Raw genomic sequence first — 17,207 nt, 5'->3', positions numbered from 1 at the left:
AGTGTGCTATCGCGCCGATCGTGCGCCGTGCGGTCAGGAGTGGACACTCCGCGGAGGGACTCGCTCACGCAAGGTCAGGGAGCGGTACTTCCTGCGGCGCGCCGGTCTCACTAGCCCCCGACGTTCGTTAGGATCTCAGAGCACTCCTGGTGGAACATGAGCTACCGCCTGAGGAACATCACCAGGAGCGGAATAGGGAGTGAAGCCGATCATAAGGGGGCATTTCATGGAGCCGGACCCACGCCGAGCGCAGCCGGTGTACCTCGACTACAACGCCACCGCCCCCTTGCGCCCGGAAGCGCTCAAGGCCACCTATGACGCACTCCATGCCGTGGGTAACGCCTCCAGCATCCACCACCACGGTCGCGACGCCGCGAGCAAGGTTGACCGAGCACGTCGGCAACTTGCTGACCTGCTGAACTGCAGCCCTGGCGAAATCGTCTTCACGTCTGGAGCGACCGAGGCCAACAACCTTGCACTGCAAGCCGCTTATGCAGAGCGGGGCTCGATCATCACCTCGGCTGTCGAGCACCCCGCAGTCCTGGAAACTGCCAGAGCGCTCGTAGGCGACACTCCCGATGCCCTGTTTGTCTTGCCTGTCGATCACGGGGGGCTGACCGATCCTGATGCGCTCAAGGCGACTGTGGAGCGGTATGGGGTGTCCCTTGTCTCCGTCATGCTGGCGAACAACGAGACTGGAGTGATTACCGATCTCACCCCAGCGATCGAGGCCGCGCACGCGGCCGGCGCGTTGGTTCACACGGACGCGACGCAGTACGTTGGTCGGCTCCCTCTCGACCTGGGTGATCTCGACGTCGACATGCTGTCGCTGTCTGCCCACAAGTTCGGCGGCCCGCAAGGCGTCGGTGCGCTGTTCATTCGACGCGGCACTCCACTTCCGCAGCGCCCACTAGTCTTCGGCGGTGGACACGAACGCGGCTGGCGCGCGGGCACGCTCAACGTTCCAGGAATCGCCGGTTTGGGGGCCGCGGCCGAGGCAGCCCGGCGACAGCTTGATCAAGAGGCCCCGCGCATCGCCAAGTTGCGTGATCTCCTTGAAGGCGAGCTCCTCACCCGTATTCCAGACAGCTACATCAATGGCGTAGCCGCCCCACGGCTCCCGGGTGTCACGAGCATCACCTTCCCGGGAACGCCCGCCGACGCGGTCCTCGCCTCGATGCCTGAGGTAGCTGCGTCCGACGGCAGTGCTTGCTCCGCAGGGGCGCCGAGTCCCAGCCATGTTCTGCTCGCCATGGGGCTCAGCCGGGAGGACGCCGACTCCACCGTTCGCTTTTCATTGGGCTACGCCACGACGGAGCAGGAAATTCACCGAGCCGTCGATGTCGCCGTCGGGGCTGTTACCCACGTACGGGCCGTCATGGGATCCACCGACAGTCCCTGAGCGGTGCCCTTAAGACTTCGTACTTATTACTTGAACTGAAGGGTTCGACCGTAATGCCAGAAGGCCGCCTCTCCACCGACGTCGTCGGATTGAAATTCAACAGGCACGAGAGCTTTCCTCCGCGCTTCGGCTGGCTTCACAAGGCGTACCTGCAGGTCAAGAAGGACGAGATGCTCTTCCATGCTCCAGATGCGCTGGTGCGCCTGGGCGTGGGTAAGAACATGGTCTACTCCATGCGTTACTGGTCGCAGGCATTCAAGCTCACCCACGAGTACCGCAACGCGGATACGCAATCACGTTCTCTCGCGGCAGCTCCGACTTGGCGTGCTCGGTGGCTGTTGGATGAGGATGGGGCCGACCCCTACCTCGAGGACACTGGCAGCTTGTGGCTGCTGCACTGGTGGCTAGTCTCCGGAGACAAGGAAGCCAAGTGCCTCGCCCCGAGCTGGTACGTCATGTTCCACCTCGCGCCACTGGCTCGCGTCACGGTCGAGGAGATGACCACTTTCATTACACGCGAGGTGCACAACAGCTTCGACCGCGAGAAGTGGCCGGCGCCTGAGTCGATCAACCGCGACGTCGAGTGCTTCATCAAGATGTACGCGCCGGACCCCGATGCGAACCCTCTCTCTCCGGGCAGCTTCGAGGACTCCCTCCTCTGCCCCTTCCGTGAGCTCGGGCTGCTGGAGTTCCAGGGTGGCCGCGGCAAGGAGCGTACGTACCGATTCACCAGTGGCATCCGCCCTAGTCTGCCGCCGCGTGTCCTCGTTCACACTTGCCTCGACTACGCGGCCCGTTTCAGCCGCAAGCCAGACTCCATCTCGCTGGCCCGCCTCGCCAGCGAACCCGGCGCCCCCGGGCGCGCGTTCCACATGCGTGAACCGGAGCTTGCCAGGTCGATTGAAGCCTTCGTCGAGAATCACCCCCAGTTGGAGATCGTCGAGTCGCTCGGGCAGCGGAGCCTGCGCTTTGCAGACAACCCGGAGACACTGGCCTGGGACATCCTCGACGATCAGTACGGCCGTGTTCGTGACCGCGATAGTTTCCCGACTCCGGAGGAGTGGGCGCGGCAGAATCCCGGCCTGAAGAAGACAACGGACGACGACGCTGAGGCCGCGCAGGGCCAGATCCCCCAGCAGCCCGACATGATCGAGGAGCTCGCGTGACCACGGCAACCAAGCCATCTTCCCGCACCAAGCGGAAGGGCGCGGATCTCCAGATCCCCTCCGGGATCGGCTTTGTCGGTACGGAGTTTCGTTCCACCAGCCTGGAACGCGATGTCCGGGCCCAGGACATCCATTCCCCGTACGTTGGTGTACGCGCTCTCGACGTTCTCGACCGTGTTGGTAACGCCCTAGGCGATCTGAAGCGCACGCGTGCCTGGTCTTTCACCGGCCCTTACGGCTCCGGTAAGTCGACCCTCTCTAACCTGATCGACGCCCTCCTTGGCCACGACTCCGAGCGCAGGACACGCGCTTACGAGGCGGTCGCTGAGACCAACGCTGCTCTGGCCCAGGAGATCGCCGAGAATCGTCAGGTACTCGCAGTAGATGGCTTCCTGGGAGCTGTCACCACTGCGCGCCGAGAGCCGCTATCAGCGACCATCCACCGTGCCCTGCAGACCGCGGTGGAGCGCAAGTGGAAGAAGCGCGTCCCGAAGGACGTCTCCACCGTCATGGCGGCCTGCGCCGAGACAGACGTCCCGACGACAGACGCCCTGCTGAACGCGGTCTCCACGCTTTGCGGCAAGGCACCACTCCTGCTGATCATCGACGAGTTCGGCAAGACACTGGAGTACCTGGTATCCAGCGGGGAGGGCGGCCACGCCGAGAGCGACGTCTTCTTGCTCCAGCTGCTTGCGGAGAAGGGTGCCGGCGCCAAGGGGCTGCCGCTCTTCATGTTCACTCTGCAGCACCTGGCTTTCACGGACTACGCCTCGCGATCCAGTTCCGTCCAAACCCAGGAATGGGCCAAGATCCAAGGGCGCTTTGAGGACGTCACTTTTGCGCCAAACCTAGGTGACGCGGTCTACCTGCTTCAGAGGAAGCTAGCGCACTCCGAAGTGTCCGAGCAGGGGCGCAAGTTGGTCGAGGCTCAGGCGCAGGCTGCATCCGGTATCTGGCGTGAGCAGTCGCTGCACTCGGTCGTTGACATCTCAGCAGAGTCGTTTGCCAACCTATACCCCGTGCACCCTCTCACCGCCGTGGCAGCTCCCCTCATGGCGGCACAGATCGGCCAGAACGACCGGAGTCTCAGCGGGTTCCTCGTCAACGACGAGCCGTTCACCGTGCGGCGCACTCTCGACACTTGTGCGGACGAGGCACCGAAGCGTGCCTCGACGATCCGGATCCCGCAGCTGTACGACTTCTTTTTCTCTGCAGGCCGTACGACGATCCTTGCCTCCTCTAAGTCGAGTCGGTGGCTGGAGATCAACGCCCGCCTTGAGGAAGCCCACGGGCTCCCCGAAGCCGATCAGGAGCTGCTCAAGGCGATCGGTGTCCTCAACCTCATCGACGCTGACGGACTGCTACGCGCAACGCCGGCGATGATCCAGTTCGCGCTGAACGACCCAACTGATGCCACCGACGCTAAGCGGTTCGATCAACTGAAGAAGCGGCTCGACAAGCTGGTGGAGGATGGGCTTGTCGTACACCGGTCATACAGCGACGAGTACCGGATCTGGCAGGGCACCGATGTCGACATCGACGCCCGAGTACGTGAGATCGCTACACAGCTGCAGCCCGATGACGTAGTGCGCTACTTCAACAAGCACCTCGGGACGAACGTCCTCCCGAACGCGGTTGCAGCGGGCGCGCACAGTCAGCTCACCGGTATGCAGCGGCACTTCGTGACCGCCGTCAGCCACCAGACCGAGAAGCTGCGGGGCCCCAAGGTCGTGCAGGACGCGGCCGACGGGATGCTGGTCTTCCACTTCGGAGACTTGAAAAGTACCCCCCGGGTCGACTCACCTCTCCCGGTCGTCGTCGGCGTGACCAAGAATCCCCAGGCCGTGCTGGATGTCGGCAACACTCTCGTGGCGCTCCAGGACCTCATGAGTGACGAGGAACTGGACCATGTCGCTCGGCGGGAGATCGGGGAGCGGGCCGGTGAGTTCTCCCAGCGCATCACTGCCATGCTTGCCGAGGCATTCCGGCCGGGCAGCAATGAGTCGAGCTGGTTCCTGTGGAAGACCGGCGAGGACACCGACGGCGACCCCGCCCAGCAGCTCAAGGCCCGCAGCTATGCGGGGCTCGTATCCGAAGCGTGCAATGTGGTCTACCACCAGACCCCGCATGTGAGGAACGAGATGGTGGGCCGCCACCAGCTCACCAGTAACGCGGCGCGTACGCGCCGCGAAGTCCTCACGTCGATGATCGAGAAGACCGGGCTGCCACTGCTCGGGTGGCCCCATGACAAGTTCCCTGCGGAACGTGCCCTGTACGACGGTGTCGTTGAACACCTCGGACTGCACCGCGCTGCTGGCGAGGTTACTGGCGGCCAGAACTCTGAAGGCAGTATCCACACACACGGGATGTCGCGCCCGGACGCTGCCACGAACTCGAGCGTCATGCCTGTGTGGGAGGCGCTTGAGGGGGCGTTGAGTGAGGCCACGGAGTCAACCAACCTCGTAGAGATCTACGAGCGGCTCATGGCTCCTCCGTTCGGCGTCAAGGCTGGCGTCGTCCCGATCTTGGTGGTCGCGGCGCTCGTCATGCGGGGCAACGACGTGGCCCTCTTCGAGGAAGGCAACTACTGCCCGCGCCTCACCGCCCCCATCATTGAGCGCCTAAACGTCAATCCAGAGCGTTTCACGGTGAAGGCGACTCCGGCTGGCCGAGGCCAGCGCAGTCTTGTTCTCGACAAGCTGGTGAAGTCGCTCGGCGTCGATATCCCTCGGAGTAAAGCAAACCGGAATCCTGCACTACTCGCAGTCACTCGCGGATTGCTGGAACCCATGTGGGAGCTGGACGAGTATTCGAAGAAGACTCGTCGGCTCAGCGATGACGCAACCGTGGTTCGTGAGGTGCTGTCTGAAGCGACTGACCCCGACGAGCTTGTCTTCGAGCAGCTTCCCGAGGCCCTCGGTTTCGAGGAGATCGCTCCTCGCGCTAAGAAGGACTCTGATTCGGCGGAGGCGTACGTCGTACGCCTCACCGCCGCGCTCGATGAGATTGCCGGCGCCAGTGAGGGCTTGTCCCGGCATGTGGTGGAGACGCTGACTCAGGAGTTCCGGCTTCCTGCATCGGACATCGGCGAGTTGCGTACTGGGCTGGCTGAGCGCATGCGGGGCTTCGCTGACGCCTCGCTCGAAAGCACTCTTCATGGCTTCGTGGCGTGTGTGCTCAACGAGATGCTCCCCGATGACGACTGGCTCGGGACTGTTGTGGTTCAACTCGTCAACCAGGCCCTGGGCGACTGGACGGACCGAGATGTGGATGTCTTCCCCCGTCTCGTGCGGGACAGAGCGCGTGCGCTGGACCGCGTTAGCCATCTGTACAGCGCTGCAGAGGAGTTGCGGGTCGACGAGGTCGTCAAGGAAGTTGGCAAGCGCAGCAAGCCGAAGCAGCGCCAGATCGACACCCATCTGCTGACCCTCACTACCCCCCAGGGAACGGAAGAGCGCACGCTCATCCACGTCCCGAAGAAGTCGCGGAATGCCGCGGACAAGCTCGTTGTCAGTGTCATCAGGCAAGCTGAAGAGGCACTGGGCCCCGACGGAGCACGAATCCTGCTCGCCGCCCTGGCCAAGCACCTGTCCGGGCAAAACAGCGACGCATCCGAGAAGGAGGAGCAGCTGTGACTGACGCCAACGGCTCCAACGGCAAGAAGCGCCATGTACTCGGGATCTCGGGAGGCAAGGACTCCTCGTCCCTCGCGATCTACATGCGAGACCGCGTGCCGGAGATGGAGTATTTCTTCTGCGACACTGGCGCTGAGCTGCCGGAGACGTACGAGTACCTCAACCGCCTCGAAGGCGCTCTAGGCAAGCCCATCGCGCGCCTCAACGCCTCTCGAGACTTTGACCACTGGCTTGAGGTCTACCAGGGCACGCTGCCCAGCCCTCAAATGCGCTGGTGCACGAAGAACTTGAAGATCAAGCCACTTGAGGAATGGATCGGTGACGATGAAGCCATCTCGTACGTAGCCATCAGGGCGGATGAGAACCGGCTCGGCTACGTCAGCACTAAGCCGAACATCACCGCAGTCTTCCCTTTCCGTGAGGACGGGATCGATCGCGCGGGCGTGGACCGCATCCTCGACGAGGCCGGCATCGGCCTCCCGGGCTACTACGAGTGGCGCACCCGATCCGGTTGCTACTTCTGCTTCTTCCAGCGCAAGCACGAGTGGGTTGGCCTCAAGGACCGGCACCCGGAGCTGTTCCAGAAGGCCATAGCCTACGAGAACAAGGTCAAGCACCAAGACACTGCTATGCAGGGCCGCAAGTACACCTGGTCGCAGGGGGAATCCCTCGACGAGTTGATAGAGCGGCGCGAGGAGATCGAAGCCAAGCATCAGGCGGCACTCGAACGTGCGGCTAAGCGGCAAAAGCCGAACCGTCCGTTGCTGGAGATCCTGTCTAACGCTCTAGACGATGACGACGACGATGCCGCCTGCGCGGTTTGCCACCTCTGATCTGTACTGCCAGTACAGCTGGGGCAATTGATCCCGGCGCCAGGTGAGGGCCGCAGCCCAACGGCTGCGGCCCTCACCTTTCACGCGACGCTGGAGATATGTAGGACGTGAGCCGGTAGCCTGCGTGTCATGGGTGCTCACCTGCCTCCTGCTAAGAACAGTTACAGCCAGATCAGGGGAACCGCAGGGTATGCCGAGATGGCGGATGCTCTGGCTGTTCAGTACGAGAAGGTCACCTTCGAGGAGATCCACCGCAACGTGCTGCAGCTGGTTCCTACCGAGCCCGCCCGCATCCTGGATGTGGGCGCAGGCACCGGACGCGACGCCGCCGCGCTGGTGGCTCGTGGGCACAGCGTCGTGGCTGTCGAACCGACCGCAGCGCTTCGGGCGCATGGACAGCGCCTTCATGCGGGCAGCAAGATCGACTGGGTCGACGATGCTCTCCCGGACCTGGCTCTAAGCCGGCACGCGGGACGGTTCGAGGCCGTCTTCGCAACCGCAGTGTGGATGCATCTGAACACCGAGGAACGTCATCGCGCGATGGCTAGGATCACTGAGTTGCTGGTGGCTGGCGGCCACTTCTTCGTGAATCTGCGTCATGGCCCTGTGCCGGATGGCCGACACATGTTCAGCGTGTCCGCTTCTGAGACAGCTGAGTTGGGCCAGGCGAATGGGCTGCGAACGGTCTATCGCGGCGAACGTTCTGATCTTCAAGGCCGTGATGGGGTCCGTTGGAGCTGTCTGGTCCTGCGAGCGAACAGCTCCGACAACTCGCCGGACTGACCACTGAGCACGAACTCCTGGTGCCGACGCTCTTTGCGTTCAGCGGGTCCATCGCCGCTGCAGGAGCACCGGGATGGTCAACTCGGCGGCGCCAGTCTCGGCAGCACCCAGCTCGGCAATCTGCCGCTCCAGAGCCCGGACATTCTCTGCGTTGTTGACGGTGGCCACCCCCTGCACCGTGACGGTCAGAGGTCGGCGACGAGGGATGCTCGCCGCTCGCGGAGTACCTCCAGGGCAACGTCTCGAACATCATGGAGCCGCGCATACGCACCCCGCGCCATGGCGATCTGGCGCAACCTCGCCATTGGCGCCCTCCGCCTCGCCAGGAATAGCAACATCGCCGGCGCCCTCCGGCGCAACGCCCGCAACGCCCGCAGACCACTCGCCCTCCTCGGACTCGCATGATCACGAAACGGACGTCACGCAACTACGCCGAAGCCCTGACTGGCTCGACCCCAGTGTGGCCACCAGCAGAAATGCTGGAGCATTAGCTACTTGCTCATGCCCGTGTCCACACGAGTAGCGCAACGGATTACACGTTTTACCTCTTCGGGTGGCCACTTGAGTAGACACTCACCACGATGAGGTCGTGCTCGTTCCGGCTCCTCGCTTCCAGCGCATCGCCGCCCTCATCGTCATCGACGCCGACCATCGGGTCGCGCTGTTGCGCACCACCGATCCAAGTACACCCATATGGAGGCTGCCGCAGCGCCGAGTCGGGCTCACGGAGACATACCGCGGAACAGCCACCCGCCTAGCTGATCAGCTCATGGCCGGACGTTCGGTTCGCTGGGGTGACGTCACCGGACACCTCTGGGCTCCAGTGCCAGGGAGCACGGCACGCACCGAGGTGCGCTACTTCACCGCACGGGCCAACCCTACCGCGCACACCGGCTTTCCTGGCGACTCCCCCGTCTGGGTCCCGCGAGCTTCCCTTGGCGCCTTTTTGGACCCTCGTCGACTTGAGACCACGGCCATCCTGGTCGACGGCTATCTCGACGGCTGGCTGCCCGACGGGCCCATCACCCTCGACTGAACCTGCCCGACAGGCGCCCGCCATCTGTACACGAGCGGAACCTGTAGTCATACACGTCAGCCTGCGCTGCGACGAGAGGGCGCAGCTCCGCTGCTCTAGAACGTGCTCTTCGGCACCTCGACGACCGGGCCTTGCCTTGCGTGGCGCAGTCCCGTCCACTCCTGGCCTGAAGGTGGTCCGGAGCTCTCGGCAGCGCCTCTTGGCTAATCCTCGGAGTCACCCTCAGCGGTGACGTCGGCAGGCGCAATGGAGAACCATCCTGTCGGGCCCTCGACCACCAGTCCCTCAACTGCCAGCCGCTTGAGCCTTGCTCGGGTCGTTTCTGTCCGGGAACGGACCTCACCGATCGACATCGTGATGTCCCTGACTTTCATAGGCCGCCCGGAACGCGCCAGCAGCGCAAGTGCCTGTTCCCGGGCCTCTTCCAGCCTGAGTGGCTCTGACGTCGGCTTCTCCACCGCTTCGCCTGCGTCGGCCGCCTCGGCAGGCGGGTCGCCCTCCTCCCTGCCCGAGTCAAGCAGGGGGGAGTCATCTACAACACGGTCTTGCGGCTTCGGGAGGTCGTAGGCTGACAGCGACCGTAGAGTGTCGCGGGTGATCGTCAGTCGGATCAGGCGCTCCTCGATAACAGCGACCTTTTCCCGCAGCGCGTCCAACTCGCCGCGAATGACGACCTCTTCCCTGTCCAGCCGATCAAATAGTGACGTCATCGCCCACCCTGATTCTCAACCGTGAGTGTGAGCGCCGACAGGCAAGAACGCCGCCAGAGCTCGGGTCCTACGGTAAGGGATCCACCGGAAGGCCGCAGGTGTACGGCGCAGCTCACCCGCCTCTCGGCAGGCTACGCGCACAGTGGCGGCACCCCTCTCCCGTGCCGCGAACCACCCGTGAGCGTCCGGGCAGAGCTGAAGGCGGCATCCTCTCCCTCGCAACTCTGGGCGGCTGCACGCGGAGTCGCCCCACACGCAACCCCAGAGGCCCACTCCATGCCATGAGTCAACCTCAGCGGGTAGGCCAAGGTCGCCATAATGCTAGGTCAAGCCAACTCTCTGACCTCCTGAAGGTGTTGTGGTAGCAGCCTTGCAGTCTCCGAGATCGAGAAGTTCTGGCCTTCAAGGCCACCAAGGCACCAGATCTCTTGGGGCATCCCTATTTTCATGACGATCTCCAGGATTCACTTCGAGCGCCCCTTGAGATCCTCTACAGTGAGCACGCATCGTGCACGCGGGCCAGGAGATCACTGACGCCAGGCCCACCAAACCTGCCTAGAAGTACTGCAGTTGATGGAGCGTCATTGGTACCTGACACGGTCATCCAGCGCTTGGAGAGCGAGGAAGGCGCCGCGCGGGCAGAGTTGACTGTTCTCCAGGAGAGGCTCATAGCCTTGGAAGAGCGCCTCACCGCACTCTCCATCACGCGGCGCACGCTCACAGAACTCCTACCTGCATCCCCCGTCGATGAGACCTCCTCTGAAGAGGAACCCCCTGGTAGCGGGCGGGGCAGGCCGTCTGGCGAGAAACCCTCGGATCCGAATAGGGTGCGGCAGACTGCTTCGCGCAATGCGCAGGGATGCCTCAAAGGACCCAAGGGTCAGAAGATCGTCACGCTCGTAGCGAGTGCCGACCGTCCCTTGCGTGCACGTGAGGTGACGATCGCTCTGGGCCAAGCCGCCTCGCGCTCGCAAGTGGAGGTGATCCGCCGCGCCTGCCTCAAACTTGCGAGGGCGGGTCATTTGCGGGTGCTCAGCACCGGGGAATTCACCGGCCCTGAGGGAGCTGCCTAACGCGGAACGACAGAGCGCGGTGAACACCGCTCGATGCCGGAAGGATCAGCCGGCGCGAGCGAGGAGAAATGGTGGTGCCGCCGAGGGATCAGTCCCGGCGGCACCGGCACACGTCAGTCCACCTAACGGCTTCGGCATGCCCACCTGAGCGTAGCCCAGCCCGGGCTACGCATGGGCGCGCTGAGCCGAATTTGTCCTGCCTGCGCATACCGCGCGGGCCTTCGGAGGTTCAGCAATGCCCCGATCCGGGCCCTTTGCCCCCCGGGTAGAGACCCACCCCGAGCCCGTCCTCCAGTCGGCTCAGCGTGGCCACGTCCGGCCAACTGCCGCCAGCAAGGAGGTTGGCTACCGCCTGCCGGTTGACGCCAGTGAGGGACGCAACGCGCCGCAGCCCCAGCCCCTGCCGGGACATATGCCTGGTCAGGGCATGTGCGATGGCCTGCACCACCCGGGCTTCGGGGTGGCCGACGATAGCCGCCTCGGGCCAGTTCTCCGGATCCCGGGCCAATTCCCTCGGCGGCAAGCTGCGGCCTCGTCCTCCGGTCATCGGAATGCGCTCCTGACAGTCGAAGTGCACACTCACGACACAGGTGGCTCTTTGTGTAGCCATTTCTCGTGGTGTGTCCCTTTGGAGACGGAGATGAGCGGCGCGATCCTCGATTACCAGCCGTCGGAAGAGCCGGCGGAGTGGCCTATGGTCGCCGACGGCGTCCGCATGGTGGCCGCCGCGACCTGCGATTCCGTCCCGTACCCGGTGCAGAGGCTGATGCCTGTGCTGTCCGGGCTGGCTGTGTATGCCGAGCGCGTCGGCATCGCCCGCGACCCGCTGGTCTGGCTGGCGCCCGAGACGATGACCAGATTCCTGCTCGCTCTGACGGGCCTGGAGGGCAACTCGGTCCAGACGTACCGGAGCATCCTGCTGCGCATCCACGAGGCACTGCTGTGGCTGGAGTACGGGCAGCAGCCCACCCCCCGGATGAGCGCCAAACGACAGCGCGCCACCCCTTATACGCCGCCGGAACTTGCCCGCTACCTGATGTGGGCCAGAGCCCTGCCACCGACATCCGCCATCGGCGGAAGTGCGGTGGCCCTGCTGGCGCTCGGCGCGGGGTGCGGCCTCACGCGCCGCGAGGTGCTGGCCACGCGTGGCACCGACGTCACCGTACTGCCGTCCGAGGCGGTCGTCGTCGCGGCACCGGGCAGTGACCGTCTGGTCGTCTGCCGGGCAATGTGGGAGGAAGACCTCGCCGCACGGGCCCGCGCGGCCGGCGACGGCTTCCTGTTCCTGCCCCAGCGCCAGACCGCCGCCCCGAAGAACGGCATCTCCAACTGGGTCAAACGAAACCTCAGGGGTTCTTCCGGCCTGCCCGCGCTGAAACTGGCACGGTTGCGCAGTACCTGGATCGTGGAACTGCTGCGACAGCGCGTCCCTGAGGATGTGATCGCCAGCGCGGCTGGCATGAAGTCGACCGCCGCACTGGCCCCTTACCGGGCGTCGGTCCCACCGCTGACCACTGCGGCCACCACCCGCATGCTGCGGGGGTCCGCATGAGAACTCCTGCCGACGATCCTCGCTACCAGCCCGGCAACGGACGCCCCCGGCGCCCATACCCACACTCATACGAACCGTCCGAGCTGGCTTCCAGCAAGGTCATGAAGCTCCGCCGGATCCTCCACCAAAGCGGCATCGTGGACCTGCTCGAAGCACAGTTCGCCGAGCTGCCGGGCCCGCCCGGCTACCCCATCCGACTGGTCCTCCTCGGCCTGCTCTGCGCCAACTACGAGAGGGCCAGCAGCAATCTCGATGATGCCTTCGAGATCATCACCTTCGGCACCAATGAGCGTCTGCGAGCCGAACTCTCCATCCCCACCTGCGACATCGAGGACCAAGACGCGGTCAACGCGCTGTACAACCGCTTCCACCGCGCCTGGACCCGCATGAACAGGCTGCTGGACCCGGCGCCGCACCAGCGCCGCAGCCGGCTCCCCAGAGCCGCAGGCCGCAAGATCGCCGCACAGTGGAACGGCAAGAGCGGAGAACGGGCCCTGCGCCACCTGGAAGAGCTCGCCAACCGGCTGGTCACCGCCCCTGTCCGTACCGCCTTCGCCAAGGGCCTGATGCGCCACTGGCGCGGCGATACGGCGATCGACACCACTGCCGTACCGACCTGGGCCCGCCGCCACACACGCAAGCGCTCCGCGCTGGAGGTCAGCGCCAATTGGCATTACAAGGGCGGTGGGGACCGGGAGTTCGGCTACAGCGCCACCCTCGCCATCGCGGCCCATGCCGACCCGGACCGAGCCGGCCGCTACCCACAGCTCATCCTCGGTATGGTGCTGCACACGCCTGAGAAGGACATGGGACGTCATGCGCAGTACGTCAGCTCCGTCTTGGCCCAGCTCACCGAACTCCGTGGTTTCGTAGCGGCCGACCGTGCGTACACGAAGCTTCTGCCCGAGAACTTCCACCGGCCCATGCGCGCCCTCGGCTACTTTCCGGTGCTGGACTTCACCAAGCCTCAGGTCGCCGATGAGGCGGAGCGCCACCACCAGGGCGCCATCACCAAGGTGGGCCGTCTGTTCTGTCCCCTTACCCCGCGCCGGCTGCTCGACATCTACCAGCAGATCCGCAGTGCCAAGAACGAGCGTGAGCGCATCCCATTGCGTGAGCAGCTGCAGGAGATCGAGTCGTACGCGCTTACTCGCAAGGACACCCTCGACGACCGCGGCACCGAGCGGTTCTCCTGCCCTGCCACCAAGCTCAACTGCCCCTGGGCACAGGAACGTGAGGGCCTCGGCACACCGAAGAAGAAGCGGCCCGTGCCGGTCGTCATCAACCTCGACTCCCACAGGGCACGCGCCGCGCACCCCGCCGCCCGGCCCACCGTTGCGCCACCTGAACTTCCCATCGACGACCGCCCCAAGTGCTGCCGTCAGTCCTCCGTCACGGTGCAGGCACACGTCATGCCCCGGATGCGGCAGGAGCTGCCCTGGCAGACGCCTTCCTGGGCCCTGGCCTACCAGACACTGCGTGCACACATCGAGGGAGGAAACGGACGCCTGAAGTCTGTCGACACTGCCTTGCACGCACGCGAAAGGCGTCAGCCTCGGGGCCGTGTGGCCCAGACCCTCCTGTCCGCCATCACCGTCATGGTGCACAACATCAAGGAGCTTGAGCAGTACCTGGCCGCCAGCAAGAAGAGCGCCGTCACGGGCCTCGACCTCGGGGCGAGCGATGTCCTTCCGCCCTACCCGACGGCCGGCGAAACAGCCGCGCCCCGTTCCCGTTCCGTGGGGATAAGCCGCAGCCCTTGAGTGGGCCCACATCCCGTAATTGAAGATCGACACGTCACGAGACCGCAGGAGTCTGGCTCCACGCCTGCGGTCCCCGCGGCATGTCCGCATCCCAACCCCCGGTCCGATCCGACGCGAACCGCCGCGCTTCCCAGCGGCCCAGCAGGCTGACATTCACACAACTAGAGGCTCAAACGCCGAGATCCCGGTCAGACGGTGACCGTCTGACCGGGATCTCGTGAACAGTTCGTGGGCTAACCCGCGAACGGCCCTGCAGTGGACCTGAGGGGACTCGAACCCCTGACCCCCTCGTTGCGAACGAGGTGCGCTACCAGCTGCGCCACAGGCCCTTGCGACGAGTGAAACTCTAGCATCTCGTTCGCCGTGCTCGGAAATCGCTTCCGGCGCTGGTCAGTGGGGGGACCTCACTCGTTCGCCGCGCGCGGCCGGTCCTCGTCCTCGTACTGGTCGAAGAGGGGGGTGCGACCGCGGGCGCGGCGGCCCGGGTGGGTGGGACGGTCCTGCGAGGCGTCGGGGCGCGGGCGCTCGGGGACGGAGCTGGAACGGGCGGAACTCCAGGCGTCGTCGGCGTCCAGGTCGACGTGGCTGGTGGCGCGCGGGGCGACCGGGGCGGTCACGTAGGTGGGCAGTGGGACCGGGACGGGCTCCCAGCTGCCGGCGGCCGGCCGGGGGCGCTCGCGCTGCTGGTCGACCCACTCGGCGTGGTCGGTCTCCTCGACGAGGGCGCGGGCACCGGTGGCGTGCGGGTGCGGCGCCGGGCGGGACGGCTCGGGGGCGGCCTCGGCGGCGTCAGCGCGGACGGCGGGCTGGTGGTCGGCGGCGGGCGGCTGGTCGGCCGCCTGGTGAGGGCGGGGGCGCCCCTCCCGCAGTCGTTGTGCTGCCGCCTCCGCCTTGCGCTGGTCCATGGTGAAGGTGAAGCGGCGGCGCTCCTGGGCGCGCAGGTACACGATGTAGGCGGTCAGCAGCACGGCGGGGAGGGCGGGGGCCCAGAAGAAGGGCAGCCCGCCGACGGCCGCGGCGACGGCACCGGCGGTGAAGGCGAAGAACAGGACGGTGATGGTGCGCCGGCGGCGGGCCAGCACCTTCGCGCGCTTGGTGCGCTCGGCCAGGGAGGGGCGCAGGGGCGCGGCGTGGGCGCGGGTGGGCATGTCGTCCGGGGGCGCCGGGGCCGGTGCGGGGTCGCCGAAGGACCGGGCGCCGGCCGGGTCGTCCGTGGCGTCCGGTTCCTGCTCCTCGGCCGCATCGTCGGCGGGGCACGCCCCGTGCGCCTTGTCGTAGCGGCGCTGCATGGCTGCGCGCCCCGACAGGAGCCGGATGGCCGTGCTGAAGCGCTCGGTGGGACGGGCCTCGTTGAGCTCGTCCTGCCTACGGAGCCACATCGGCACCAAATAGGCGGCCCAGGCCCCGACGATGACTGCGTAGATGAGGCCGCTGCTTCTCACAACTCACACGGTAGAGGGGTTTCCGTGGGGCCATCCGCCAATTGAGCCGGTGTGTCGCACGATCTGGCTGATATCTCGAACTTTTTTTGTGATTGTTGCGATGAAGTTGTGGTGAATGCGGTGTCGGCCACCGATTAATTCGAACAGGTTTTTCATTTGTGGGATGCGTCGGGGCGGCCGGATGTGCCGGGTCGCTGGCTCCGCCAGCGGGCGAGGAGCCCTTCCGGCACTTCCTCCGCGGTCAGCGCGAAGACCGCGTGGTCACGCCAGGCACCGTCGATGTGGAGGTAGCGCGGGCGGAGACCCTCCTCGCGGAAGCCGAGTTTCTCCACCACACGTCGGCTGGGGATGTTTTCCGGCCGAATGCAGACTTCGATGCGGTGCAGTCCGACGCTGCGGAAACAGTGGTCGACGGCGAGCGCCACGGCGGTCGGCATGACCCCGCGGCCGGCGACTTCCTGGTCGACCCAGTAACCGATATGGCCCGAGCACATCGAGCCCCAGGTGATGCCGGCGACGGTGAGTTGTCCGACGAGGCGACCGCGGTATTCGACGACGAACGGCAGCATCCGACCGGCGTGCGCCTCGGCCCTGAGGTGACGGATCATCTGCCGGAAGGTGGGGCGGTGCGGCACCGGGACGCCCGGCGGGGGCGGCGGGACCGTCGCCTCCCAGGGGCGCAGCCAGTCGCGGTTGCGGCGGTTGACCTCGCGCCAGGGGCGTTGGTCGCGCAGCTTTATGGGGCGGAGGGAAACGTCTCCGTCCGTCAGGACCACCGGCCAGGGCGTGTTCAGCTGGGGCTCCCGGAAGGTCTGGGGTGGTCGCCGCCGCGGATCTGGTCGGCGGCGTGCGGGAGGATCTCGGCGAGCACGGCCAGGCCGTCGCGCACGCCGCCGGTCGAGCCGGGGAGGTTGACGATCAGGGTGCGGCCGGCGACGCCCGCCAGGCCGCGGGAGAGTGCCGCGGTGGGGACCTTGGCGCGGCCGGCGGCGCGGATCGCCTCCGGGATGCCGGGGACGTCGTAGTCGAGGACCCGGCGGGTGGCCTCGGGGGTGCGGTCGGTGGGCGAGATGCCGGTGCCGCCGGTGGTGAGGACGACGTCGTAGCCGGCGGCGACGGCGGCGCGCAGGGCGGCCTCCACCGGGTCGCCGTCGGGCACCACCTGGGGGCCGTCGACGGCGAAGCCCATGGCGGTCAGGCCCTCGGCGAGCAGCGGGCCGCCCTTGTCCGCGTAGACGCCGGCGGCGGCGCGGTTGGAGGCGGTGACGACCAGGGCGCGGGCGGGGTTCACGGCCGCCGCCAGTCGCCGGACTTGCCGCCGGTCTTCTCCTCGACGCGGATGTCGGAGATGACCGCGGCCTTGTCGACCGCCTTGACCATGTCGACGACGGTGAGCGCGGCGACCGAGACCGCGGTCAGCGCCTCCATCTCGACGCCGGTGCGGTCGGTGGTCTTGACCGTCGCGGTGATCTCGACGGCGTCGTCGGCGACCACGAGGTCCACGGTGACGCCGGAGACCGCCAGCGGGTGGCACAGCGGGATCAGGTCCGGGGTGCGCTTGGCGCCCAGGATGCCGGCGATGCGGGCGGTGGCGAGGGCGTCGCCCTTCGGGACGCCCTCGCCGCGCAACAGCTCGACGACGCGCGGCGCGACCAGCACGCGGCCGCGGGCCCGGGCGGTGCGGGCGGTGACGTCCTTCTCGGAGACGTCGACCATGCGGGCCGCGCCGGCCGCGTCGATGTGGGTGAGGTGTTGCTGGCCGCTGCTCATCGTTCTCCCGGTCCATACTGCCGCTTGTGGGACGACACCGTA

At 66.1% G+C, this 17,207-nt stretch carries 15 protein-coding genes and 1 tRNA gene; 8 read left to right on the top strand and 8 right to left on the bottom strand.

Translation table 11 applies throughout. From position 1 onward, the window contains the following. Positions 1–199 precede the first annotated feature (199 nt). The 5 genes from ACJ6WD_RS28835 to ACJ6WD_RS28815 all read left to right on the top strand — a co-directional run bounded on the left by ACJ6WD_RS28835 (position 200) and on the right by ACJ6WD_RS28815 (position 7,819). Positions 200–1,402: a cysteine desulfurase family protein gene (locus tag ACJ6WD_RS28835; RefSeq protein ID WP_407616816.1), complete on the top strand. Its 1,203-nt coding sequence runs from the start codon at positions 200–202 to the stop codon at positions 1,400–1,402. Between the two features lie 53 nt (positions 1,403–1,455). After that, positions 1,456–2,568 (top strand): DUF4007 family protein, encoded by a 1,113-nt coding sequence (locus tag ACJ6WD_RS28830; protein WP_407616815.1) that lies wholly within the window; start codon positions 1,456–1,458, stop codon positions 2,566–2,568. Then, on the top strand, positions 2,565–6,203 hold the full coding sequence (locus ACJ6WD_RS28825; RefSeq protein ID WP_407616814.1) for an ATP-binding protein: 3,639 nt from the start codon (positions 2,565–2,567) through the stop codon (positions 6,201–6,203). The genes ACJ6WD_RS28830 and ACJ6WD_RS28825 overlap by 4 nt, the downstream gene beginning before the upstream one ends. Continuing rightward, on the top strand, positions 6,200–7,036 hold the full coding sequence (locus tag ACJ6WD_RS28820; RefSeq protein WP_407616813.1) for a phosphoadenosine phosphosulfate reductase family protein: 837 nt from the start codon (positions 6,200–6,202) through the stop codon (positions 7,034–7,036). The genes ACJ6WD_RS28825 and ACJ6WD_RS28820 overlap by 4 nt, the downstream gene beginning before the upstream one ends. Positions 7,037–7,165: 129 nt before the next feature. Next, on the top strand, positions 7,166–7,819 hold the full coding sequence (locus tag ACJ6WD_RS28815) for a class I SAM-dependent methyltransferase (RefSeq protein WP_407616812.1): 654 nt from the start codon (positions 7,166–7,168) through the stop codon (positions 7,817–7,819). A gap of 39 nt (positions 7,820–7,858) precedes the next feature. Here ACJ6WD_RS28815 and ACJ6WD_RS28810 read toward each other — a convergent pair whose 3' ends face one another. Next, positions 7,859–7,987 (bottom strand): hypothetical protein, encoded by a 129-nt coding sequence (locus ACJ6WD_RS28810; protein WP_407616811.1) that lies wholly within the window; start codon positions 7,985–7,987, stop codon positions 7,859–7,861. Positions 7,988–8,098: 111 nt separating this feature from the next. Between ACJ6WD_RS28810 and ACJ6WD_RS28805 the strand changes: the two genes are divergently transcribed. Next, complete coding sequence (locus tag ACJ6WD_RS28805; RefSeq protein WP_407616810.1) at positions 8,099–8,224, top strand: hypothetical protein; 126 nt, start codon at positions 8,099–8,101, stop codon at positions 8,222–8,224. 834 nt (positions 8,225–9,058) lie between these two features. Here the strand turns inward: ACJ6WD_RS28805 and ACJ6WD_RS28800 are convergent. Both ACJ6WD_RS28800 and ACJ6WD_RS28795 read right to left on the bottom strand, forming a co-directional pair. Beyond that, positions 9,059–9,565 carry a hypothetical protein gene (locus tag ACJ6WD_RS28800; protein ID WP_407616809.1) on the bottom strand — a complete coding sequence of 169 codons (507 nt, stop codon included), beginning with the start codon at positions 9,563–9,565 and terminating at the stop codon, positions 9,059–9,061. A 1,302-nt stretch (positions 9,566–10,867) separates the two neighbouring features. Further along, a complete protein-coding gene (locus ACJ6WD_RS28795) occupies positions 10,868–11,221 on the bottom strand; it encodes a helix-turn-helix domain-containing protein (RefSeq protein WP_407616808.1) in 354 nt (117 codons plus the stop codon). Between the two features lie 57 nt (positions 11,222–11,278). Here ACJ6WD_RS28795 and ACJ6WD_RS28790 point away from each other — a divergent pair, with 57 nt between their 5' ends. Beyond that, positions 11,279–12,190, top strand: a complete 912-nt coding sequence (locus ACJ6WD_RS28790; RefSeq protein WP_407616807.1) for a hypothetical protein — start codon at positions 11,279–11,281, stop codon at positions 12,188–12,190. Between the two features lie 101 nt (positions 12,191–12,291). Beyond that, on the top strand, positions 12,292–13,953 hold the full coding sequence (locus ACJ6WD_RS28785; protein ID WP_407616806.1) for a hypothetical protein: 1,662 nt from the start codon (positions 12,292–12,294) through the stop codon (positions 13,951–13,953). Positions 13,954–14,209: 256 nt separating this feature from the next. On the opposite strand, the gene ACJ6WD_RS28780 is transcribed toward ACJ6WD_RS28785, so the two are convergent. From ACJ6WD_RS28780 to moaC, 5 genes are all read right to left on the bottom strand, one after another. After that, positions 14,210–14,282: transfer RNA gene (locus ACJ6WD_RS28780), tRNA-Ala, on the bottom strand. Between the two features lie 75 nt (positions 14,283–14,357). Beyond that, positions 14,358–15,395, bottom strand: a complete 1,038-nt coding sequence (locus ACJ6WD_RS28775; protein WP_407616805.1) for a hypothetical protein — start codon at positions 15,393–15,395, stop codon at positions 14,358–14,360. 152 nt (positions 15,396–15,547) lie between these two features. After that, on the bottom strand, positions 15,548–16,189 hold the full coding sequence (locus ACJ6WD_RS28770; RefSeq protein ID WP_376442694.1) for a GNAT family N-acetyltransferase: 642 nt from the start codon (positions 16,187–16,189) through the stop codon (positions 15,548–15,550). Next, positions 16,186–16,686: a molybdenum cofactor biosynthesis protein B gene (locus tag ACJ6WD_RS28765; protein WP_233658693.1), complete on the bottom strand. Its 501-nt coding sequence runs from the start codon at positions 16,684–16,686 to the stop codon at positions 16,186–16,188. Before ACJ6WD_RS28765 ends, ACJ6WD_RS28770 begins: the two co-directional genes overlap by 4 nt. Further along, entirely contained in the window at positions 16,683–17,165 is a 483-nt protein-coding gene (moaC, locus tag ACJ6WD_RS28760) for a cyclic pyranopterin monophosphate synthase MoaC (protein WP_016573203.1), read from the bottom strand. The genes ACJ6WD_RS28765 and moaC overlap by 4 nt, the downstream gene beginning before the upstream one ends. Between the last annotated feature and the right edge of the window lie 42 nt (positions 17,166–17,207).

This window comes from Streptomyces sp. VTCC 41912 (genome assembly GCF_045799175.1).
Taxonomy (GTDB): Bacteria; Actinomycetota; Actinomycetes; order Streptomycetales; family Streptomycetaceae; genus Streptomyces; species Streptomyces albulus_C.
The sequence above is the reverse complement of the archived record's forward strand: the minus strand, read 5'-3'. Positions and strand labels throughout refer to the sequence as shown.